The following is a 21477-nucleotide window of genomic DNA, read 5'->3' on the forward strand; positions in this document are numbered from 1 at the left end:
TAAACCGCCACAAGATGGCAGCAAAGCGGTGTTTTATTGTGCAGTTATCACCATTTAACGGTATCTTGTATTGATATCAGTCGTTGCAGTGGAGCTTTTTATCCACGGCACGAAAAAATGTCATTGTGATATCCGTTTTCATCGGTAACTAATGGGGCTATATTGCGCCCGCCTGCTGCCTCCCGGCTTCTTGTTTCAATACCGGGCAACGGTGGGCGCTGTGATGGTTGCACAGACCATCTCTCCATATTTATTTGAGGGAATGCACATGAACAAAGTACTGGTAGCCGGTATCCTGGGTCTGATGTTGACTGCTTGCGGTCAGAAAGAAGAAAAAGCTGCCGCTCCTGCTGCTGCTCCGGCCGCCGAAGTTGCTGCCACTGTAGAAAAAGCCGCTAGCGAAGCCACCTCTACCGTAGAGAAGGCCACCTCCGAAGCGACTGCAACCGTAGAAAAAGCTGCTACCGAAGCCGCTACCAAGGTTGAAGCTGCAGTGAGCGATGCCAAGGCCAACTAAGCCTGCACCTCATTCGAAGACGGGTCCGAAGGCAACTTCGGGCCCGTTTTTTTATCTGTCGCTCAGGGGGCCGGATTAATCAGCGAAGTGAGGATGTGATCCTCCCAGCGACCATTGATCATCAGATACGCCCGCGCGAATCCCTCCCGCTCGAAGCCGAGCCGCTCCAGCAAGGCGCCGCTGCGCTGATTGGCAGGCATATAGCAAGCCATGATGCGATGCAGATCGTGCTCCCGAAACAGGTAGTCGATGGCGGCTGACAGTACCTCTCTCATCACCCCCTGCCCCTGATGCTGCTGGTCGATGGCATAGCCCAGATGACACGCCTTGAAGACCCCCATCAGGATATTGCTGAAGTTGCAGGTGGCGATCACACGCTCGCCAGCCGGATCGAGGGCCACCAGATTGACGCCGGTGCCGTTGAAGAACTGGCTGTAGCTGTCCTGCAGCCGGGCATGCCAGTAAGAGAGGGTGTAAAAGTGCTCGTCCCGAAGCGGCTCCCAGGGGGTGAGATGGTCACGGTTGCGCCGGTAGAAGTCGAGCATCATGGGGGCCCGATCCGGCGACAGTATGGTCAGGTGGGTGCGGGCCGTCTTGATATGTGGCAGCGCCATCAGGACTCCCTCTGTCTTAGCCACTCATCGCGCAGCAAGCTGTAGTGGGCATGGTCCACAATCCGGTTGCCCAGCCGCTCTGCGCGCCGGGTCACCCCCTCAAGCTGCATCCCGAGCCGTTCACAAACAGCCCTGCTGGGCTCGTTATCGGTGGCGGCGCTGATCTCCACCTTCTCCATCCCCATCTCCTCGAAGGCGTGGTGGATCAGGGCCTGACAGGCCCGGGTGATGATGCCGTTACCCTGCCAGCGCTCCGCCAGCCAGTAACCAATGACCACCTTGCCAAGGTCATGATCGATGCTGTTGTAACCGATAACCCCCACCACCTCCCCCTGATACTCGATGGCAGTGGTGAGCCCCTCGCCGCGGGCGAACTTCTCGATGGCACTGCGAATGAAGAGGGCGCTGTCGACAGGGCGCTGGATCAGTGGCGGCCAGGGCAGCCACTGGGAGAGGTACTCCCGGTTGTCATTGCAGAGGGCAAACAGTTCGCTCGCCATATCTGGCTGCAAGAAGAGCAGCGCAAGCTCGTCGTCCAACTGCCATGAAAACATGGGATTCTCCTTTCAAATCAGTGATCAAATAGCGAATCAGCACCCAATGTAGCCAATCGCCACTGGCCGCGCCAGCCACTTTTACGCCTCCCCTCCGGCAGGTATCGCAGAGGGTCTCAGCGTGCGTTCTCTCCTCCCTCAAAAGAGGAGGGTGGGTGTCTGAAACCGGATAATGCTCTCCACATGGCGCCGAAGAATGCCCCCAAACGGCACTTTGGCAGATCCTGCTACCCCTTTGTGCTGCGCTGTCACTTTTGACAGGGGGCACTTTCCCCCACCGGCACTAGCTTCAAAACGCCCGACCTTCGGTCGGTTTATCAACCTCATCGATTTAAGGAAAGAAGAGATGAATAAAATTTATCTGGCCGTTGCGCTGGCCTGCTGGGGAAGTGCCGCACTGGCGGCACAAGAGGTAGAGATCAACGTAACGGCAAACGGCATCCGGGCCATGACAGGCCTCAGTGCCGCGAGTGGTACCTTGCAGCTGGAAGATGGCGAATTTCGTCAGGTGCGGGTGGTCAAGCTGCCCAACGGCCAGCAGCGGATCCGCTACGAGCAGGTCTGGAACGGCATCCCGGTAATGGGTCAGGTCGTAGTGGCTGACAAGAGCCTGAACGGCCAGCTGCAACAGGCCAGTGGACGCATGCTGCGCCAGATCGATCAGGATGTGGCAAGCCCGGCCGTCACCCTCTCGCCACAGGATGCCGCCAGCAAGGCCAAGGCGGGTAGCAAGGGGAGCAACGAGCAGGTCAAACTCTACGTGATGCAGGATGAGAACGGGCTGGCCCGGCTGGTTTATCAGGTCTCCTTCATCGCCGAAGGTGACAAGCCAAGCCGCCCCTTCGTCATTCTTGATGCCCAGAGCGGTGAGGAGCTCAAACGCTGGGAGGGGATCAACCACAAGGATGCCACCGGCCCGGGGGGCAACATCAAGACCGGCAAATACGTCTACGGCACCGATTTTGGCCCGCTCATCGTGGATGACAACTGCCGGATGACCAGCCCCAACGTCGATACCATCAACCTCAACCACGCCACCTCAGGCGGTGCCATCCACCAGTTCACCTGCCCGGAGAACCGGGTCAAGGAGATCAACGGCGCCTATTCGCCCCTCAACGACGCCCACTACTTCGGCAACGTGGTGTTCGACATGTACCGCAACTGGTACAACACGGCGCCCCTCACCTTCAAACTGAAGATGCGGGTTCACTACAGCAAGAATTACGAAAATGCCTTCTGGGATGGCAGCCAGATGACCTTCGGTGACGGCGCCACCACCTTCCACCCGCTGGTGAGCCTCGATGTGGCGGCCCACGAGGTGAGCCACGGCTTTACCGAGCAGAACTCCGGGCTGATCTATTCAGGACAATCCGGCGGCATCAACGAGGCCTTCTCCGATATGGCGGGGGAAGCGGCCGAGTTCTACATGAAGGGGAGCAACGACTGGCTGGTCGGCGCCCAGATCTTCAAGGGCAACGGCTCCCTGCGCTACTTCGAGGATCCGACCCGGGATGGCAGATCCATCGGCCATGCCGCGGATTATCAGGAGGGGATGGATGTACACCACAGCTCAGGGGTCTATAACCGCGCATTCTACCTGCTCGCCACCAGCAGTGGCTGGAACACCCGCAAGGCATTTGAAGTGTTCTTGCTGGCCAACCGCCTCTACTGGGGCGCCAACACCAACTACCAGCAAGGGGCCTGCGGCGTCAGCCGGGCGACCGCCGACCTGGGTTACAGTCAGGCGGATGTGGCACGCGCCTTCCAGACCGTCGGGGTCGATGCCAGTTGTGGCACCACGCCGCCACCGAGCGACAACGTGCTGCAAAACGGCGTGCCGGTGAGCAACCTCGCCGCCAGCAAGGGTGGCAAGCTCAACTACACCCTGAACGTGCCGGCGGGCACCAGGTCGCTGCAGATCAGCAGCAGCGGCGGCACCGGAGATGCCGACCTCTACGTCCGCTTTGGCAGCGCCCCCACCAGCAGCAGTTACGACTGCCGCCCCTACAAGGGGGGCAATAACGAAAGCTGCTCGTTCACCAATCCCAAGGCGGGCACCTGGCATGTGCAGCTGTCAGGGTTTTCCGCGTTCAGTGGCGTGACCCTCAAGGCCAGCTACTGATCCACCCGATGCGGGCCTTGTCCCGCATCGCTCTACTCATTGCGCCACCGTTTCGCCAGCGTGCGAGCGGTGGCCAACACGGTTTCCCTAGCCGGGTTGGGCCGCTTGCCACCGCGCCAAGCCATCATCACGTCCCAATGTTCCTGCGGCAGATTGCGCACATCGAGCCTGACCAGCCGCCCCACCTCCAGATCCCGCTTGATGGCCAGTTCCGGCATCAGGGTGATGAACCCGTGTTCCAGCGCCAGATCCCGCGCCGCACTGGCGGGCTGCACCGCATGCAGGGGGCTGGCGGCCCGCCGCAGCCGCCGCAACTGCTGGATAAAGACGTCACACCCTGGCCCCCATACCTGAGGCGCCAGCCGCTGGTCGGCAATATCCTCCAGCGTGAGGCCGTGACAACCGGCCAGCGGATGCAATGGCGAGGCGATAGCGATAATGGGGGAGCAGCAGAGCAGCTCCATCTGCAGGCCCGCAACCGGCGGACGCTTGAGCACAAAGCCGATATCGGCCTCCCCGGTCAGTAGCGACTGCATGATCTCGCCGGAGTGATCCGTGGTGCAGCGGATCTCGAACGGCTCGTCCACCAGCTCCATCAATAGCGAGCCAAACACCACCGAAGTGAGGGATGGCAGGCTGGAGAGACGGATACAAGGCAGCGCTGGCGCCCCCTGCAGTGCCAGTCGCCCTTCGCTCAGGATCGCCAGCGCCGAGCGGGCCGATGGCAGAAACTCCTCGCAAGCACGGGTCGGCGTTACGCCACGCCGATGGCGCTGAAACAGTGGCGCCCCGAGGCTCTCCTCCAGCTGGGCAATCCGCTGGCTCACCAGCGGCTGTGACCAGCCACGAATGGCCGCTGCCTGACTGAAGCTGCCCAGCTCGGCCACATCCAGCAGCAGTTGCAGATCGTCCAGATCCATAGACATAAATAATCCTGATATGAAATATAGGTAGTTGTCGTCTACCACTATATCTAAACCCTCTCCAGAATGAAGGCATCTGTGAATGAGAGGGCGTTATGGTCGATAGGGCGAGGTTTTGGGGACGCTGGTTTCTGGCGCTGGATACCACACTGGTGATCCTGGGCTTCTTTGTGGTGATGCCGATGATCAGCCTGCGCTTCGTCGATCAAATCGGCTGGGCGGCCGGTCTGGTGGGGCTGGCCCTCGGCCTGCGCCAGCTGACCCAGCAGGGGCTGGGGATCTTTGGCGGCTCGCTGGCCGACCGCTTTGGCGCCCGCCCGCTCATCGTCACCGGCATGTTGCTGCGCGCCGTCGGCTTTGCCACCCTGGCCTGGGCCGACAGCGGCGCCATGCTGATCTTCTCCTGCTTCCTCTCCGGACTCGGCGGTTGCCTGTTCGACCCGCCACGGGCGGCACTGGTGATCAAGTTCACCCGTCCCCATGAGCGGGGCCGCTTTATCTCCCTGCTGATGATGCTGGAGAGCGCAGGCGCCGTCACCGGTGCCCTGCTCGGCAGCTGGCTGCTGCGCTTTGACTTCACCTACGTCTGCCTGCTGGGCGCCGGACTCTTCACCCTGGCGGCTCTCTGCAACTGGACCCTGCTGCCCGCCTACCGCCTCTCGGTCAAACCGACTCCGATGCGGGAAGGGTTGGGACAGGTGCTGGCAGATCGCGCCTTCTGCCGACTGGTGCTGATCTTAAGCGGCTACTACATGCTGTGGGTACAGGTGATGCTGATTTTCCCCATTCTGGTCAAGCAGCTCTCCGGCACCACCACGGCAGTGGGCTGGATGTACAGCCTGGAAACGGCGCTGTCACTGGCGCTGCTCTACCCTATCGCCCGTTTCAGCGAGCGGCGCTATCGGCTGGAGAGCCGGCTGATGGCGGGTATCCTGCTGATGACGGTGGGGATCGGGCTGGTCGCCTTTGTCAGCACCCTCTCCGGCATCTTCGTACTGCTGGCCTGCTTCTATCTGGGGATCATCATCTGTGAACCGGCCCGGGAGACCCTGATGACCCGGCTGGCCAACCCCACAGCCCGCGGCAGCTACATGGGCTTTAGCCGCCTCGGACTGGCGCTGGGAGGCATGACCGGCTATGTGGGCGGCGGCTCCCTCTATGACTTCTCGCTGCAACAGGGACAACCGGCCCTCCCCTGGCTGGTGCTGGGCACCATAGGCGTTGCCACCATGTTGCTGTTGGCCCGCTGCTTCTCCCGCCGCCCGGAGCTGGCTATCAGAGCCGCCGCCTGACGACCGCCCCACCTGCGGCAGCCCAATCAACGGGGCTGCCGCTCACCTCATATTCTGCAAGTCATCACAGCAAAAGGTTGCGAATTACAACTTTTACGCTATTTTAGTTGTCATGCACAACTAAAAAAGGAACCCACGATATGGATCCCCGTCCCCTGCGCGCCCTGTCGCGCGATCTGGTTCGCGAACTCGGCATGCTCTCCCAGCAGTGCGGCAATCTGGCCCTCACCCCCATCGAGGCTCACCTGCTGATCGAGCTGGAAAACGCCCCGGCCACCAATCAGCAGCTGGCAGAAAAGCTGCACATCGACAAATCCAACGCCAGCCGTCCGCTGGCACGCCTCGCCGAGCGGGAGCTTATCAGCTGGCACCCGCACCCCTCCGACGGCCGCAGCAAGGAGGCCCGCCTCACAGTCAACGGTCAGGGGATGCTGCTGGAGTTGCACCGGGAGATGGACGGGGCGATGGAAGAGATGCTGGCTCAGTTGAGCCTGCCCGAGCGGGAGCAGCTGTGGCAAGGGCTGCGGCTCTATCGCAGCGCCCTCTCCCGCGCCCGTCGCCAGCGGGGTTACCAGATCCGCCCCATCACGGCGGCAGACAATCCCCAGATCGCCTTGGTGATCCGCGCCGTCTCGGCCGAATATGGCCTCACCGCCGACAAGGGGTATGGGGTCTCGGATCCCAATCTCGATACCCTCTCCCAGAGCTATCAGGCGGAAAAGAGCCGCTATTGGGTCATCGAAGGGCCGGACGGTTCCATCCTCGGCGGTGGTGGTATCGCGCCATTGGCGGGAGAAGAGGGAGTCTGCGAGCTGCAGAAGATGTACTTTATGCCCGCCCTGCGCGGACTGGGCCTTGGCAAGCGGCTGGTGTTGCAGGCACTGGACGAGGCGCGCGCGCTTGGTTATCAGCGCTGCTATCTGGAAACGACCGAGGTCTTGCGCGAAGCCACCAGCCTCTATGAATCACTGGGCTTTGAACACCTGCCCAGCCCCCTTGGCTGCACCGGCCACGGGGATTGCGAGATCTGTATGGTGCTGACACTGGAGTAGCCCCCCTCATCCCCAACCCTTCTCCCGCAAGGGGAGAAGGGGACAAAACACTTCCGCGATCTTTCAGGCAGACCTCTGATGGTTCCCTCTCCCTCCGGGAGAGGGCTAGGGTGAGGGCTGCTTGCGACTGGTATATGCTGAACAATTCCCCCCTGCATCCCTCCTTAAAACAGGCAAAACGGCACAAAACAAGAGACCCCGCCGAAGCGGGGTCTCTTTTATCTTGTCTGCCGAGCAGGCAATCGCTTATCAGTGCTCGCGAGTCTGGCGGAACTCCACATCGGGGTGACGCTCCTGGGCCAGGCGCAGGTTGACCATGGTCGGTGCGATATAGGTGAGGTTGTCACCGCCATCGAGGGCCAGGTTGACCTCGTTCTTGCGCTTGAACTCTTCGAACTTCTTGACGTCGGTCCCTTCCACCCAGCGGGCGGTGGAGACGTTGACCGCCTCGTAGATGGCCTCGACGTTGTACTCGCTCTTCAGACGGGACACCACCACGTCAAACTGCAGCACACCGACCGCCCCAACGATGAGATCGTTGCTGATCAGCGGACGGAACACCTGCACCGCGCCCTCTTCGGAGAGCTGCACCAGCCCCTTGAGCAGCTGCTTCTGCTTGAGCGGGTCGCGCAGGCGGATGCGGCGGAACAGTTCCGGTGCAAAGTTCGGGATACCGGTGAACTTGAGATCTTCACCCTGGGTGAAGGTGTCGCCGATCTGGATGGTACCGTGGTTGTGCAGACCGATAATGTCACCGGCGAAGGCGTCCTCCGCCTGCTCACGGTCACCGGCCATAAAGGTCACGGCGTCGGAGATGTTCACATCCTTGCCGATACGCACATGGCGCATCTTCATGCCCTTGCTGTAAGTGCCTGATACGATACGCATAAAGGCGATACGGTCACGGTGCTTCGGATCCATGTTTGCCTGAATCTTGAACACGAAGCCGGAGAACTTCTCCTCGGTCGCCACCACTTCGCGGCTCTCGGCCTTGCGCGGCATGGGAGACGGCGCCCAGTCAGTCAGGCCATCCAGCATGTGGTCGACACCGAAGTTGCCGAGCGCGGTACCGAAGAAGACCGGGGTCATCTCGCCAGCGATAAAGGCATCGTGATCGAACTCGGGAGAGGCGCCCTGCACCAGCTCCAGCTCGTCACGCAGTTGCCGGGCCAGATCTTCGCCGACGGCGGCATCCAGATCCGGGTTGTTCAGCCCCTTGACCACCCGCTTCTCCTGGATGGTGTGGCCCTGACCGCTCTGATAGAGATAGGTCTCATCCTTGTAGAGGTGATAGACACCCTTGAAGGATTTGCCACAGCCTATGGGCCAGGTGATCGGGGCACACATGATCTTCAGCTCGCGCTCCACCTCGTCCATCACTTCCATCGGATCGCGCACTTCGCGGTCCAGCTTGTTCATGAAGGTGAGGATGGGGGTATCACGCAGACGGGTGACTTCCATCAGCTTGCGGGTCCGGTCTTCAACACCCTTGGCGGCATCGATGACCATCAGGCAGCAGTCGACCGCGGTCAGGGTACGGTAGGTATCTTCAGAGAAGTCCTCGTGACCCGGGGTGTCGAGCAGGTTGACCAGACAATCGGCATAGGGGAACTGCATCACCGAGGTGGTGATGGAGATACCACGCTGCTTCTCCATCTCCATCCAGTCGGATTTTGCGTGCTGACCCGAGCCACGGCCCTTGACGGTACCGGCGCGCTGAATGGCCTGTCCGAACAGCAGGACTTTTTCAGTGATGGTGGTTTTACCCGCATCCGGGTGCGAAATGATCGCAAAAGTGCGTCTCTTGGAGACTTCACTCAGAAATTCAGCTGACATAATTCAACGTTCTTCTATTGAGCGGTGGCATCAGCCACCGTGGGAATAAATCCGGAATGCCGCTCACGGCACATGTATACGCAACGAAAGCCACGCCAGCTGGCGTATTGCCAACCTGGTGGAGAGAGGGAGGAGGGTTGCGTTACATGGGTCTTCTCGCCTGAGTCAAAGCAAAATTGCGCGACATTATACCCGCGCGAGTGAAAAATACCCAGCCTGACAAGAGATGATAATTTGGCCGCTCCTCCGTTCCACAGGTTCCAACTGAACAGAAAATCAAACACTCCGAATCGGATGGCAGCATCCGGACCACGTGGACTTGGCCCCCTCCTCATGCCAGCAACAACCACTCTTGATAAATTTTCATACTTGGACTTTCCCTACCCAGCTACAAATATGTAAATCGTATCTACATAATGGAGAGGTCATTACATGAAACATTCCACCCTGCACAATCAACAGATCGTCATTATCGGTGGTACCTCGGGTCTTGGCCTGGCCACCGCCCAGCAAGCGATCGAGCAAGGCGCCAAGGTCATTATCGGCGGTTCCAGCCGTGAGCAGCTTGCCACTGCACTGGCTGAACTGGGCCCAAGTGCCAGTGGCCATCAACTGGATATTCTCGACGTCGACTCCGTCAATCACTTTTTCAACCAGCTGGATTCGCTGGATCATCTCGTCATCACCGCCGCCGTCATGCGACCAGGCAGCTTTCTCACCGCTGCCATCGAGGATTTGAAAATCAACATGGACAGCCGCTTCTGGGGAAGTGTTCATGCGATCCGCGCCGCAGCACCCAAACTGTCCGAACGCGGCTCCATCGTGCTCACGTCCGGGATGGTGACGCGTCGCCCACAACTGGGTAAAGCACTCCCTGCCGTTGCAGCTGGCGCGGTTGAAACGCTGGCTCACAGTCTGGTTACCGAGCTGACCCCCCGTCGGATCAACGTCATCAACCCGGGCCCCATGCGCACACCCATGCTGCTTAAAGCACTGGGCAATGACCCACAAAAAGTGGCTGCCGTGGCGCAAAGCCTGCCGTTGAAGCGCTTGGGAGAGGGAGAGGATTATGCGCAGGCCGCGCTGTTCCTGATGAGCAATAAGAACATGAATGGTGAAGTGCTTCATCTCAATGGCGGCAGCGCCTGGGCATAAAGCCCTTCTGACGGTCTTCTGCGCTCGCGCTTGCCAATCTGTCATCGCAGGCAAGAACGAGCGCAGGGGACGAGCATCATCGCCGTATCAGTGTGCTCCCCAATAGCGATGACACCCTGGTGAGTGACAATACCCAGCCCGTCACTCGTCTGTCTCCACCCGGTTGCGCCCCGCCTCTTTCGCACGATACAGCGCATTGTCGGCACGCTGGATCAGGGCCGCCAGATCCTGATCATCGTCTCGCAGAGAGACACACCCGATACTGATGGTTACCGGGTACGACATGCCGGGCAGCGCCCGGTTGGCGACCGAGTGACGGATCCGCTCAGCCACCCGGCACGCCTCTTCAAGGCTGGTATCCGGCAGCAGGATCAAGAACTCCTCTCCGCCGGTACGCCCCAACTGATCCTGGTGTCGCAGCTGTCGATCTGCCGCCCGAGAGACCCATTGCAGCACCCTGTCTCCTTGATGATGTCCCAGGGTATCGTTGATCCGCTTGAAGTGATCGATATCGAACACCAGCAGACAAAATGGCGTGCCCTGCCTGCGAGCCTGCGCCAGCATATCACTGCCCTGCCGCAGCACTCGACGGCGGTTGTTGATGCCGGTCAGCTCATCGGTAAAGGCCAGACGACGCATCCGACGGTTGCGATCAAGCAGCCACCCCATCGTCAGCAGCGCCAGTACCCCGCAAAGCACCATCACCACCAGCAGCCAGAACCGACGCTCCTTGACCTGCTCCAGCTCCTGCTGCTGCAGTCGCTGTTCGACTCGCAGTCGCTCGTTCTCACCCTCCTGACGGGCCAGCTCGAACTCGCCGCGCACCCAGGCCGTGCTCTGTTCCCGTAACAGCTGATCGAGCCGCTGCTCCTGCACCAGATGCTCCCGCAATGCGGCCAGCGCCGCCGGATAATCGCCTTGCAACTCGAGCGCCCGGCTGCGCACCCAGTAGAGCTCGAGCAAAAAGCGTACGTGCCCTTCCACCTTCAAAATCGGCTCAATCTTCTCAAGTGCACGCAAGGCTGGCGCCGGTTCCTGCTCTTCGACTCTCAACCTCGCCCGCACCAGCTCGAGATGCGCATGGAGGATGGGGTCAACGTCGGGAGAGAGCACCTTCACCGCTTGTGCCAACAAGCGTCCGGCATCAGCGGGGCGATCCAGCCCGAGCAGAGCCTCGGCCTGCATCACCATGCGTTCGGCATGCTCAATCAGATATTGAGGCTGATTATAAAAGGCCGCACTGCGTTCAAGCTCGCCCAGCGCATCCTGATAACGCCCGGTCTGCAGATAGACCATCGCCAGCTGATCACTTAGCCTTGCCGAGCCAAATCCATCGTGGCTCCTGGCAAAGTGTTCACTCAACTGGTTGAGGGTGGCGAGCGCTTCGGCATAGAGGCCCATCCGGCGAAATGCTGCCGCAATCTCGAGCTGCGCCTGGTGATACCAGGTGGGCAACCCCAGCTGCTCATAGATATTGTGCGCCTTGGTGAGATCCATCAGCCCCTGGCCTGAGACCCCCTGAAACGACAGCATGGCCCCACGGCGTGCCAGCGCCAGCGCCTCCAGCTTTGGCAAGGCGGCCTCTCTTGCCCGCCGCAGCCCCTCATCGTAATCGTGACGAGCCTTCGCTACCTCGCCGAGCAGCTGATTGAACCAGCCGCGGCAAATCGTCAGCTCCGCCACGGCGGCGGCGTCGCCCTGCTCGCGCGCAATGGCCAGCATCCGCTCCGCATTGGCGATGGCGGTACGGGACTCCTGCATGTCATCGGCCGATTGGGCCCAGCAAGCCAGACGACTGATCCGCATCTGCTGCGACGGCGGATAGGCGTTGCCGTCCCGCTGCAAACGGGCAACGCGCTCCCGCAGCAACTCGATCGGCTGATAGACCCGCTCCATCCCTCCCAGTTCATTTTCCAACTGCTCGGGGGACAAGGGTTTGGCTGCCAGCCCGAACGCCGCCAGCAACAGCAGCAAGGCAAGTCGGCTCATACTCACTCCGGATCAATGGGAAAGATCATCGGGCAAGCCGATGCCGGAAAATCACCATCTTTCCCCTGTAACAATGGTTGTAAAGGCTATCACCCGGACAGAGAGCCCGAATGGCAGGCTAGTCACATTTTACTGCGATATCATCGCGTTGGAATAAAAGCGGGGACGCACAGCGAAAAAGAGGGGGCGGGATAACAACCCAAGAGGGGTTGCCCCCTCCCGGTCACTAGTGATGCTGCCAGCGCCGCAGCAGCCGGCCGCGCAGGCCGCAATCGAGCAGCCAGCTGTTGTCAAATACCCGCAGCAGCGCCTGCTTGGCGTGGCGGGACATGGCGACGGCGTGAAAACGGGTCTGGCGCTGGCGATAGCGGTTCATCTGATCGAGCAGGGGATGGGGCAGGCTCTGGGCGATAAAGTCGGAGATGACCAGCACATCCGCCTTGGCAAAGGCGGGATCATCAAGCTTGGCCAGCGCTTTTTCCAGGCAGGGCACCAGATCGGTACCGCCGTGAAAACTCATGGAGAGGAAGCGCTCCGCCTTGTCCAGCCCGGTATCGGCGGTGATCTCGAGGGTCGCCACCTCGGTGGAGAAGAGCATCAGGTAGCAGCCGCGCTTCTCATCCATCGCCACCTTGAGCAGCGCCAGAAAGAGTGCCTTGGCACACTCCTCGGGATAACCCCCCATGGATCCGGAGGTATCGACGCAGACGATAAAGGGGCCTCGCTGCTGCAACTGCTGCCCCCCCTGCTCCGGGGTGCGCAGCATGATGCGCTGACGCGGCAAGGTGCCACGTGACTGGTAGCTGAGCAGGCGCCGCTCCAGATAGCGGCGATAGAACTCCAGCTCCAGCTCGGGCAGGCCCAGCATCACCGCCTCGCTTGGCAGCAGCCGCATCAGATCGCTCGCCTGATGGATGCCCACCAGATCGTCCGGCACATCGTCGCTGGGTGCTGGCTCCAACTCCAGCACCTGCACCGGCGGCACAGGTTGCTCCTGCGCCCGCCGATCCCGCTCGCTGCGCCCGAGCAGGCCGGCAATCTCCGCCAGCAAGGGTTCGCGCTGCAACATGCGGGCATACTGCTTGACCAGCACCAGACTGCGCTTGTGCCAGTGCCCCTGCGCCAGATCCCACAAACCACCGGCGGAGATCTGGTTGGGATCGAGGGCATCGGCCAGGGTGCGGCTCGCCAGCAGCTGATCTTCAATCTCCTGACGCTGCTTCTCCCGCTCCGCTTCTGCGATCTGCTGCTGCAGTTGCAGCAGGCTCCCCACAAGACTGGCGCGCCACTTGTCGATAAAGAGCTGGCGCAGCCCCTCGGTGGGGTGAGCAGTCAGCTGACGCACCAAGGATCTGGCCTCACCGGCGAAGGGGCTGTACTGCTCCAGCGACTCCAGCAAGCCGGGCAGGCGACCAATCAGCTCGGTCATCGGCAGTTGCCGGTGCGCCTGATAGAGCAGGTACTCCTGCTCCAGCGCCACCGGCACCGGCTTGTGACGGATCTCCTCGCCAAGCTGCTCACCCCAGCTATGCAGGCGCTTTTTCAGCAGCTTGCCCTGTAGCGGGGAGCGTTTGATAAATTCGGAAATCTTGGGCGAGGCCGCCAGCAGGAGCGCCACCTCACCCGCAAGCTCCCCTTCGCCAATCAGGAGCCCCAGATCCAGCATGCCGATCTCAAGCATGAGCGCTCCTTACTCGTCCAGCCTTGGCAACCGCTCGCGCCACTGGGTCATCTCGCTGCGCAGCAGTTCGAGATCCCGGTTCAGCACGAAGAAGCTGTCTTCCACCTGCTGCAACCAGCGTGAGTCGATAAAGAGGTGTTGTTGGTGACGTTCGAACAGGCTGCGCTGCTGCTTGAGCATCTGCATCACCTTGCCGACCTGAACCAGCTGCTCGTCGAGCGACTGCAACCAGGGCGCCAGCACCACCTCGGGGATGGCATTGCGCTCCATCAACACCAACGGGATCTGCTGGCGCTGGATATCGAGCACCTGCAGCCGCAGCTCATCGTCCAGTACCAGCTCGTAATGGCCCTCTTTCGGGTTGCCAAACTCATAACCTACCAGTGCCTCACCGGTGGGATGCCAATGGGAGAGCAAGGTGCGATCGAACACCAGGGTGCGGGTGAGACGCTCGGGATCGCCGCCATCCAGCGGCGCCGGGGTGAGCAGATGGAAGTGCACCTGCTTGCCAAAGGGTCTGGCATTGGCAAGCGGGATCTCGATACCCCGGGCCCGCCGGCCAAACCACTGCTTGCGTTGCCGGGCCTTTGTGCAAAGGCGCTGGGCCACGCTCTGTTTGAGCTGTTTGAACTGATCCCGAAGGGCGAGAAGCTGACGGGTCATCGCCAGTTGCTGATAGCCGTAAAGGCGGGAAAACTCGGTCATCATCTCCAGCAGGGCGGTGCGGGACTCCTCGTCATGCCAGAGACAATCCTTGAACAGCAGCAGATCTACCGGTGCAACCTCATCGCGGCCATTGAAGAAGGCGCTCGCCTTGATGAGCCGTACCGCCTTCTTCCAGCGACGATCCGACACATAGCAGCGATGGGCCAGCTGGCTGTCTAGCTGCTGGCGCAGCTGATAGATAAGTTCGAAACAGGCATCCGGCAGGCGCACCTGTTCAATCTGGCTCTGCCACTGCTCGTACTCATCCCCCCGGATCTGCAGGGATTCCGGCAGATTCTGGTGGGCGTGACCATCGCTGGCCAGCATGGATTGAAAGTTGGCTTTCTCCTGCACCCGGTCCATCCAGATCCGCACCAACATCCGGTCGTAGAGCGCTTCCAGCCCGCTGTCCTGCGCCGGCAGCTCGTTGGAGGCGGTCACCAGCAAGCGCATCGGGATGGGGTGCTGGCTGTCGCCATTGCGAAACTGTCGCTCGTTGATAGCGGTGAGCAGGGTGTTGAGAATGGCGGGACCCGCCTTCCAGATCTCGTCGAGGAACACCACCTCAGCCTCCGGCAGATAGCCAGCAGTGAGGCGAAGGTATTTGCCATCCTCTTTCAGCGCCTGAATGGAGAGGGGGCCAAATACCTCCTCCGGTGTGCTGAAACGGGTCATCAGATATTCAAAGTGGCGGGCGTCGTGAAAGGCCAGCTTGAGGCGACGGGCAATCAGACTCTTGGCGATACCGGGTGGCCCCAGCAAGAAGACACTCTCACCGCTGAGGGCCGCCAGCAGACCGAGGCGCAAGGCATCCTGCCGTTCGTAGAGCCCCTCACCGAGGGCGGCCAGCAGCCGGGGCAGCCGCTCCTGGATGGGAATAAGACGCGCAGGATTCTGGGCTTGAGCTAAAGACGACATAGAGAGTGTTCCGAAGCTGGGATGATGTTAGCCCCAAGGCGCGATATCCATTTGCTCGACCTTGGGTTTTGTCTTGTTATGATGTTTATTCTGGTATCTCTTGCCGCACAATACCCGCCTCTGGCAGGAAAAAACGCAAGGGCAGTGCGATACCGTATCGGCAGCGTGCTGCGCTCATGCATAGCCGGTGTCGTGATGGCACCATGCCCGCATGCGCCAGATGATGCGTTGCAAAGGGTGCAGCAAAAGCGGTTCGAGTGTACCCTGCGCAACACAATTTTCCCCAATGCAGATCAAGAGTGAGTCGCCCCAGATGCAAGATCCCGTTCGTCAGAGCATGTTGGCCCGCATGGGCATTCAAAGCTGGCAACTGCGTCGTCCGGCATTGCTGGGCGCAGCACCCGCTCCCGAGCTTGAGCAAAACGCCACACAGCCGGGCCAGACGGCACCGGCCACCAGCGCTCCGCTGCCCAGCGGCAAACTCTGGCTGCTGGCGCCTCAGCTGCCTGCCACCACGCTGCTGGCGGATATCTGCCAGTTGCTCGGCATGACTCCCGACGAGGTCTCACTGCTCAGCGAGCTGCCGCCTGCCGATCTGCAAACGGCGGGCGCCTCCCCTCTGCTCTGGCTGACGGAGGCCAACCCCGCGCGGCCAAATGCGCTGATCTGCCCGCTCACCCCCAGCGCCGCCCAAAAGCGCGCCCTGTGGCAACAGCTGCGCCAGCACCTTGCGGCCAACGCGGCGTGATCCTGCATCATGCCGCCAAGACCCACTGTGATGCCGCTCTTTTTACCTGATTTTACAAATGCCGCCTCTGCAACCTCTGCTAACCCCAGTGCCCAACATCTTGCCATCCGGAGCCCCCATGCCTGAGTTTCGTCCCCTGCTCGAGAGCGATTTCGACCTTGTCTACCCCATCGAGCAAGCCGCTCACAAGGAGCCGTGGAGTGAGGCCAACCTGCTCTCCTGCTTCGGTCCTCGCTATCTCAACGGTTTGATGCTGGTCGATGGTCGCCCGGCGGGCTTCTATATCTCGGATCTGGTGGCCGGTGACAGCTCGCTGATGAACATCTGCGTGCATCCGGCGTTTCAGGGCAAGGGGTTGGGACGGGCGCTGTTGCAGGCCTATCTGGCGCGCAGCAAGCAAGCCGGGGCAGAGGCCTGGTTTCTCGAGGTGCGGGCCGGTAACCAGACCGCCATCAACCTCTACGAGAGCGCCGGTTTTGCCGAGTATTGCCGCCGCGCCGACTACTACGGCACCGGCAATGACAGGGAAGATGCGGTGTTGATGTCGCGACTGTTCGATTTCGGCTGATCCAGCCTGTTCGTCGCGCCCAAGCCTTTTGTCCCCTTCAATCGAGGGGGGCGTTGTCCAGCGCGGGATCCTGCAAGGCCAGGGTGGTATGCACCACCGCCTCGAATCCGGCACCGGAGAGCGGCATATAGAAGCCCCGCTGCCAGGTTTTCCCCGGCATCCAGATCTGGTCGATATCCACCACTATCTTGATGGGTCTGAGGGGCTGGCCCGGCTGCTGGATATAGATGCCGGGCGGCGTGGCGACTTTGGGAAAGCGGCGCAGGATCTGCTCGCTGCCATCCCCCTTGCCCGGGTTGAGCCGCACCTTCACCAGCCGGGCAAGCGGGCCAGCCATCTCCTTGCTCTGCCAGAATTTCTTCTCCAGATCGCCGCAGCGGCGGCACTTGGGGGTCTCCAGCACATAGAGCAGCGGATAGCCCAACGCCAGCGCCTGTTGCTGCGCCTGCTGATACCCCTCGGCCCCCTGATACCAGGGATTGGCGGGCCCCTGTGATGACGTTCCGGCAAAGAACCAAAACGCAGCGCCCCCCACCACCATCAGCCCGACCGCGGCCAACGCCCCTTTCACCCACAGATTCATATCGTTAACCCTCTCTCTGCCTCCTAGCAGTATCGGCCAGTCTGCGCAAAGGGAGAGCTATTTGCGCTCTTTGTGATCCAAGACAAACAGCGAACACTTGTAAGCCGTAATGTTGGAGTTTAAACTCTAGCCCGATTTTTAGTGCCCTCGCGGGCGTACAACTGTAATTAAAGGATGTTTAACTGATGCCGAAGCTTCATCTGGTTCGACTGATGCGTGAACGTATTGCCCAGCTTGGCAACAAGGCTGTCCTGCGGGTTCAGCAAGATGGCCAGTGGCGCGCCATCGGCTGGCGTACTTTGGGCCAAGCCATGGACTACTGCGCACAGGCGCTGATCCGTGCCGGCCACCAGCCAACCGAAATGGTCGGCATCTATGCCCGCAACATGCCGGAGTGGACCCAGGCCGATCTCGGCATCCTTGCCGCCCGCGGTGTCAGCGTCCCTATCTACCCCACCAGCACGCTCGATCAGCTGCGCTACATCGTCAAAGATGCCGGCATCAAGGTGCTGTTCGTTGGCGAACAACCTCAGTTCGATCAGGCGCTGCAACTGATTGAAAGCGGCGAGATCCGCCAGCTCATCGCCCTCGACGGCAACGTCAACCTGCGCGGCTGCGAGCAGGCGAGCCACTTCCAGACATTTCTGGTCTCCGGCAACCATCAGCCCAGCGAGCAGGAGCTGCGCGAGCGGGAAACCCAGTACCGGATGGATGATCTGCTGACCCTGATCTACACCTCCGGCACCACCGGCGAGCCCAAGGGGGTCATGCTCGACTTCAGCAACATCGCCGCCTGTTTCGAGATGCACAACAGCCGCCTCGACCTCAATCAGCAGGATGTGTCGCTCTGCATGCTGCCGCTCAGCCACGTGTTCGAGCGGGCATGGAGCTACTACGTGCTCTATTGCGGCGCCGAGAACGTCTATATCCGCGATCCACAGAAGGTGATGGATGTGATTGGCGAGGTGCAGCCGACCGTGATGTGTGCCGTGCCGCGCCTCTACGAGAAGGCCTACGCCATGATCCAGGCCAAAGTTGCTCAGGCTCCGGCTCTGCGTCGCGCCCTGTTTGGCTGGGCGACCAAGGTAGGCAAGCAGATGGTTGCCACCCGTCAGGCTGGCAAGTCCGCCTCCCCGCTGCTCTACGGCCAGCTCTGGCTCGCCGAGCGACTGGTGTTTCGCAAGCTGCGCGCCCGCTTTGGCGGCCGCACCCGCTTCCTGCCGGTGGCGGGCGCCCGTCTGGCCGACGATGTGAACCTCTTCTTCCAGGCGATGGGACTCAACCTCAAGTACGGCTACGGCATGACCGAGACCACCGCCACCGTCTGCTGCTACGAAGACAGCCAGTTCAAACTCGGCTCCATTGGCACGGCACTGAACGGCATCGAGGTGAAGCTGGGTGAGAACAACGAACTGCTGGTGCGCTCCCCCACCGTGATGCGCGGCTACTACAACAAGCCGGACGCGACCGCCGAGGTGATGACCGAGGATGGCTTCCTGCGTACCGGCGATGCCGGTCAGCTCGACAGCCAGGGCAATATCTACTTCACCGAGCGCCTCAAGGAGCTGATGAAGACCTCCAACGGCAAATACGTGGCCCCGCAGCTGGTGGAAGGGACCATCGGCAAGGATCGCTTTATCGAGCAGATCGCCATCGTCGCCGATGCCCGCCACTTCGTCTCGGCGCTGATCGTCCCCTGCTTCGAGTCGCTGGAGGAGTACGCCCGCTCCATCAACCTGCAGTACCAGTGCAAGACCGAGCTGCTGCGCCACTCCCGGGTGATGGAGTTCTTCGAAGCCCGCATCGCCGATCTGCAAAAAGAGCTGGCCAAGTTCGAGCAGGTGAAGAAGTTTACCCTGCTGCCGAGCGCCTTCTCCATGGAACTGGGTGAGCTGACCCCCACCATGAAGCTGCGCCGCAAGATCATCGAAGCCAAGTACCAGAGCGAAATCGAGGCGATGTATAACCACATTTAATAATTTCGATAACTGCCTCATTGATATGATGAGGCAGTTATCTACGTAAATTCACTATTGACCCTTGTACTAAACTTATTTAGAGCCTCGCTCAATGAGGTATGATTTGCTGTCCTTATAAAGCCAAACTCCCCCAGATCTGATATAGCTGACCTATATGTAAGCTCCAACTCTTTAACTTCTTCAATGAATGTATTTCTACGCATTAACCGAAAGCGATTTAATGTAATGTTCTTACTCAACTCATATATATACCTATTATCGTTCATATTGCTTTCATTAGCAGTATGAATTAACACCTCATCAACTTCCGCCTCAACACTTATCGCTATCTCATATATTTTAGAGTGCTTTAGCTGATATCTCCATGAGTTTAAAGCAAAAATGGCCACCACTGCAGCTATAATAGTAGCGATGTTAGACATGATGGAAAATAAATCACCAACTTTTAACTCACTAAACTGAGCATACGTATGTGGTGTAAAGAAACCAGCGCAATAGACCAATGCAAGACACATTGAATTAACTAAAGCTGCTCTATATTTTCTCATGTTAAATTATCCATATATAATAAAAGCCACTCATTCGAGCGGCTTTTTACTTTTATAAACCGGTGATCAGACAGTTGCCTTGCTGGTCCCGAAGTAGTCGGCCAGGAAGTCATCGAACGACAGGCTGTCGCTGCGCTCGCGTTCGCGCTGCTTGGCCAGCGAATCCTTCGCCTCACCGGCAAAGTAGGCCTCATCCCAGTACTGCAGCTCCCCTGCCAGCAGCTCCTCGCGATAGCGGGTCGCCAGCTTGTCGCCATAGCAGCCGTTGTCCTTGCCGCTCTCCAGCAGCTCCTTGAGCATGCGGGCGGAGTAGGTGAGCTCGGGGTCGAGCAGCTTCTCGCGGTGCATCGCCAGCGTCTCGCGATAGCGGTTGCGGCCACAGCAGCGATCCAGCAGGTCGGCCACCTGAGCCAGCTCGTCAAACAGTTTGAGGCCGTACTCTTTGAGGCCAATGGCATTGCCCTGCTCATCTTCAAGCGTCAGGCCGGGACGACGTCCTTCCAGCACCACCTTGTTCTGGTTGCGGCGGTTGCGGGCAATCTCTTCGTCACTCAGCACCGGAGAGGGGCGCAGCAGGCACCAGACCAGGAACAGATCGAAGAAGCGGATCTGGTCGGCATCGATACCGAGCGGGGTGAAGGGGTTGACGTCCACGGTGCGCAGTTCGATGTATTCGATGCCGCGCTGATCCAGCGCATCCGAGGGCTTCTCGCCGCTGCGCGGGGTGCGCTTGGGGCGGATCGGGGCATACAGCTCATTCTCCAGCTGCAACACGTTGTCGTTAAGCTGACGATACTCCCCATCCACCTTGACCCCGATCTTGGCAAAGTCGGGATTGTGGGTGTTGATGGCGCGGCGCAGGCTGCTGACATAGGCAGGCAGATTGTCGTGGCTGATCTTGAGCCCAGCCTGGGCGCTGTTGGTATAGCCAAGATCGGAGAGACGCAGCGCGGTGGCGTAAGGCAGATAGAGGGTGCCCTTGCCGGTCTTCTCGAACGGCAGGTTGCTCTTGCGCCCTTTGAGGAAGGATTCGCAGATGGCCGGGGAGGCGCCAAACAGATAGGGCACCAGCCAGCCGAATCGGTAGACGTTGCGAATAAGCCCCATGTACTTGTCGGAGATAAAGCGCTGGCTGCAGCACCCTTCGCACACCAGATCCTGCCACTCGCTCCAGAAGCTGTCTGGCATGGAGAAGTTGAAGTGCACCCCGGCGATCACCTGCATCAGGCTGCCGTAGCGGTTCTTCAAGCCCTGACGGTAGAGGGTCTTCATCTTGCCGATGTTGGAGCTGCCGTACTGAGCCAGTCGGATGCTCTCTTCCCCGCCGACGAAGCAGGGCATGGAGAGCGGCCAAATCCGCTCGTCACCCAGATGCTGAATCACATGGTGATGGATGTCGCCGAGCTGCTCCATCAGGCTGTCGATGGAGTCGGTGGCCGGGGTGATGAACTCCAGCAGACTCTCCGAGTAGTCGGTGGTGATATTGGGATGGGTCAGGGCCGAGCCCAGCGCCCGGGGATGGTCACTCTGGGCGAGTCGGCCATCCGGCGTGATGCGCAGGCATTCACGTTCGATCCCGCGCCGGATCCCCTTGAGCGCGGTGAGGCGCTCCGGTGATCCCAACGCATTCAGCAACTCGGTGAGCGACAAGCTTGTTGTAGTCATATTCACGGCTCATGTGAGGCCGCCCCAT

At 60.3% G+C, this 21477-nt stretch carries 18 protein-coding genes; 8 read left to right on the top strand and 10 right to left on the bottom strand.

The window, feature by feature from the left end:
- Window positions 1–268: 268 nt before the first annotated feature.
- A complete protein-coding gene (locus ACB035_RS18620; RefSeq protein WP_005340533.1) occupies window positions 269–517 on the top strand; it encodes a hypothetical protein in 249 nt (82 codons plus the stop codon).
- Window positions 518–579: 62 nt separating this feature from the next.
- Here ACB035_RS18620 and rimJ read toward each other — a convergent pair whose 3' ends face one another.
- Window positions 580–1131, bottom strand: coding sequence for a ribosomal protein S5-alanine N-acetyltransferase (rimJ, locus tag ACB035_RS18625; RefSeq protein ID WP_371167886.1), 552 nt, complete (start codon window positions 1129–1131; stop codon window positions 580–582).
- Window positions 1131–1685 (bottom strand): GNAT family N-acetyltransferase, encoded by a 555-nt coding sequence (locus ACB035_RS18630; RefSeq protein ID WP_005340529.1) that lies wholly within the window; start codon window positions 1683–1685, stop codon window positions 1131–1133. Before ACB035_RS18630 ends, rimJ begins: the two co-directional genes overlap by 1 nt.
- A 346-nt stretch (window positions 1686–2031) precedes the next feature.
- Between ACB035_RS18630 and ACB035_RS18635 the strand changes: the two genes are divergently transcribed.
- Entirely contained in the window at window positions 2032–3807 is a 1776-nt protein-coding gene (locus ACB035_RS18635) for a M4 family metallopeptidase (protein WP_371167887.1), read from the top strand.
- A 32-nt stretch (window positions 3808–3839) separates the two neighbouring features.
- Here ACB035_RS18635 and ACB035_RS18640 read toward each other — a convergent pair whose 3' ends face one another.
- On the bottom strand, window positions 3840–4733 hold the full coding sequence (locus ACB035_RS18640) for a LysR family transcriptional regulator (RefSeq protein ID WP_005349020.1): 894 nt from the start codon (window positions 4731–4733) through the stop codon (window positions 3840–3842).
- 92 nt (window positions 4734–4825) lie between these two features.
- Between ACB035_RS18640 and mdtH the strand changes: the two genes are divergently transcribed.
- Both mdtH and ACB035_RS18650 read left to right on the top strand, forming a co-directional pair.
- Window positions 4826–6022, top strand: coding sequence for a multidrug efflux MFS transporter MdtH (gene mdtH / locus ACB035_RS18645; RefSeq protein ID WP_371167888.1), 1197 nt, complete (start codon window positions 4826–4828; stop codon window positions 6020–6022).
- A 140-nt stretch (window positions 6023–6162) separates the two neighbouring features.
- Window positions 6163–7074 carry a GNAT family N-acetyltransferase gene (locus tag ACB035_RS18650; RefSeq protein ID WP_371167889.1) on the top strand — a complete coding sequence of 304 codons (912 nt, stop codon included), beginning with the start codon at window positions 6163–6165 and terminating at the stop codon, window positions 7072–7074.
- A 249-nt stretch (window positions 7075–7323) separates the two neighbouring features.
- On the opposite strand, the gene prfC is transcribed toward ACB035_RS18650, so the two are convergent.
- Window positions 7324–8910 (bottom strand): peptide chain release factor 3, encoded by a 1587-nt coding sequence (prfC, locus tag ACB035_RS18655; protein ID WP_005349018.1) that lies wholly within the window; start codon window positions 8908–8910, stop codon window positions 7324–7326.
- A gap of 432 nt (window positions 8911–9342) precedes the next feature.
- Between prfC and ACB035_RS18660 the strand changes: the two genes are divergently transcribed.
- The gene (locus ACB035_RS18660) at window positions 9343–10065 is read left to right on the top strand and encodes an SDR family oxidoreductase (protein ID WP_144715043.1); all 723 of its coding nucleotides are present in this window, start codon (window positions 9343–9345) and stop codon (window positions 10063–10065) included.
- Window positions 10066–10206: 141 nt separating this feature from the next.
- Here the strand turns inward: ACB035_RS18660 and ACB035_RS18665 are convergent, their stop codons facing one another.
- The 3 genes from ACB035_RS18665 to ACB035_RS18675 form a co-directional block, all read right to left on the bottom strand.
- The gene (locus ACB035_RS18665) at window positions 10207–12054 is read right to left on the bottom strand and encodes a diguanylate cyclase (protein WP_371167890.1); all 1848 of its coding nucleotides are present in this window, start codon (window positions 12052–12054) and stop codon (window positions 10207–10209) included.
- A 226-nt stretch (window positions 12055–12280) separates the two neighbouring features.
- Entirely contained in the window at window positions 12281–13735 is a 1455-nt protein-coding gene (viaA, locus tag ACB035_RS18670) for an ATPase RavA stimulator ViaA (protein WP_160880920.1), read from the bottom strand.
- Between the two features lie 9 nt (window positions 13736–13744).
- Window positions 13745–15358: an ATPase RavA domain-containing protein gene (locus tag ACB035_RS18675; RefSeq protein WP_236271905.1), complete on the bottom strand. Its 1614-nt coding sequence runs from the start codon at window positions 15356–15358 to the stop codon at window positions 13745–13747.
- A gap of 313 nt (window positions 15359–15671) precedes the next feature.
- On the opposite strand from ACB035_RS18675, the gene ACB035_RS18680 reads away from it, so the two are divergent.
- Both ACB035_RS18680 and rimI read left to right on the top strand, forming a co-directional pair.
- Window positions 15672–16106, top strand: coding sequence for a DNA polymerase III subunit psi (locus tag ACB035_RS18680; RefSeq protein ID WP_043825832.1), 435 nt, complete (start codon window positions 15672–15674; stop codon window positions 16104–16106).
- Window positions 16107–16224: 118 nt separating this feature from the next.
- The gene (gene rimI / locus ACB035_RS18685) at window positions 16225–16674 is read left to right on the top strand and encodes a ribosomal protein S18-alanine N-acetyltransferase (protein ID WP_005340505.1); all 450 of its coding nucleotides are present in this window, start codon (window positions 16225–16227) and stop codon (window positions 16672–16674) included.
- Window positions 16675–16711: 37 nt separating this feature from the next.
- On the opposite strand, the gene ACB035_RS18690 is transcribed toward rimI, so the two are convergent.
- On the bottom strand, window positions 16712–17215 hold the full coding sequence (locus ACB035_RS18690; protein ID WP_371155262.1) for a hypothetical protein: 504 nt from the start codon (window positions 17213–17215) through the stop codon (window positions 16712–16714).
- A 227-nt stretch (window positions 17216–17442) separates the two neighbouring features.
- Between ACB035_RS18690 and ACB035_RS18695 the strand changes: the two genes are divergently transcribed.
- Window positions 17443–19233, top strand: a complete 1791-nt coding sequence (locus ACB035_RS18695; RefSeq protein WP_371167891.1) for a long-chain fatty acid--CoA ligase — start codon at window positions 17443–17445, stop codon at window positions 19231–19233.
- Window positions 19234–19274: 41 nt separating this feature from the next.
- Here ACB035_RS18695 and ACB035_RS18700 read toward each other — a convergent pair whose 3' ends face one another.
- Both ACB035_RS18700 and gshA read right to left on the bottom strand, forming a co-directional pair.
- Window positions 19275–19784, bottom strand: coding sequence for a hypothetical protein (locus tag ACB035_RS18700; RefSeq protein WP_371167892.1), 510 nt, complete (start codon window positions 19782–19784; stop codon window positions 19275–19277).
- Between the two features lie 66 nt (window positions 19785–19850).
- A complete protein-coding gene (gshA, locus tag ACB035_RS18705) occupies window positions 19851–21449 on the bottom strand; it encodes a glutamate--cysteine ligase (protein WP_216949665.1) in 1599 nt (532 codons plus the stop codon).
- Window positions 21450–21477 lie beyond the last annotated feature (28 nt).

Origin of the sequence: Aeromonas sp. S12(2024), from assembly GCF_041402305.1 — a bacterium.
Lineage (GTDB): Bacteria > Pseudomonadota > Gammaproteobacteria > Enterobacterales > Aeromonadaceae > Aeromonas > Aeromonas veronii.

Coding starts and splice junctions, on each gene's coding strand:
- ACB035_RS18650 (WP_371167889.1), top strand. CDS start 6,163: ATGGATCCCCGTCCCCTGCGCGCCCTGTCGCGCGATCTGGTTCGCGAA.
- ACB035_RS18630 (WP_005340529.1), bottom strand. CDS start 1,685: ATGTTTTCATGGCAGTTGGACGACGAGCTTGCGCTGCTCTTCTTGCAG.
- viaA (WP_160880920.1), bottom strand. CDS start 13,735: ATGCTTGAGATCGGCATGCTGGATCTGGGGCTCCTGATTGGCGAAGGG.
- mdtH (WP_371167888.1), top strand. CDS start 4,826: ATGGTCGATAGGGCGAGGTTTTGGGGACGCTGGTTTCTGGCGCTGGAT.
- ACB035_RS18620 (WP_005340533.1), top strand. CDS start 269: ATGAACAAAGTACTGGTAGCCGGTATCCTGGGTCTGATGTTGACTGCT.
- ACB035_RS18675 (WP_236271905.1), bottom strand. CDS start 15,358: ATGTCGTCTTTAGCTCAAGCCCAGAATCCTGCGCGTCTTATTCCCATC.
- ACB035_RS18680 (WP_043825832.1), top strand. CDS start 15,672: ATGCAAGATCCCGTTCGTCAGAGCATGTTGGCCCGCATGGGCATTCAA.
- ACB035_RS18640 (WP_005349020.1), bottom strand. CDS start 4,733: ATGTCTATGGATCTGGACGATCTGCAACTGCTGCTGGATGTGGCCGAG.
- ACB035_RS18695 (WP_371167891.1), top strand. CDS start 17,443: ATGCCGAAGCTTCATCTGGTTCGACTGATGCGTGAACGTATTGCCCAG.
- prfC (WP_005349018.1), bottom strand. CDS start 8,910: ATGTCAGCTGAATTTCTGAGTGAAGTCTCCAAGAGACGCACTTTTGCG.
- ACB035_RS18635 (WP_371167887.1), top strand. CDS start 2,032: ATGAATAAAATTTATCTGGCCGTTGCGCTGGCCTGCTGGGGAAGTGCC.
- gshA (WP_216949665.1), bottom strand. CDS start 21,449: ATGACTACAACAAGCTTGTCGCTCACCGAGTTGCTGAATGCGTTGGGA.
- ACB035_RS18660 (WP_144715043.1), top strand. CDS start 9,343: ATGAAACATTCCACCCTGCACAATCAACAGATCGTCATTATCGGTGGT.
- rimJ (WP_371167886.1), bottom strand. CDS start 1,131: ATGGCGCTGCCACATATCAAGACGGCCCGCACCCACCTGACCATACTG.
- ACB035_RS18665 (WP_371167890.1), bottom strand. CDS start 12,054: ATGAGCCGACTTGCCTTGCTGCTGTTGCTGGCGGCGTTCGGGCTGGCA.
- ACB035_RS18690 (WP_371155262.1), bottom strand. CDS start 17,215: ATGGTGGTGGGGGGCGCTGCGTTTTGGTTCTTTGCCGGAACGTCATCA.
- ACB035_RS18700 (WP_371167892.1), bottom strand. CDS start 19,784: ATGAGAAAATATAGAGCAGCTTTAGTTAATTCAATGTGTCTTGCATTG.
- rimI (WP_005340505.1), top strand. CDS start 16,225: ATGCCTGAGTTTCGTCCCCTGCTCGAGAGCGATTTCGACCTTGTCTAC.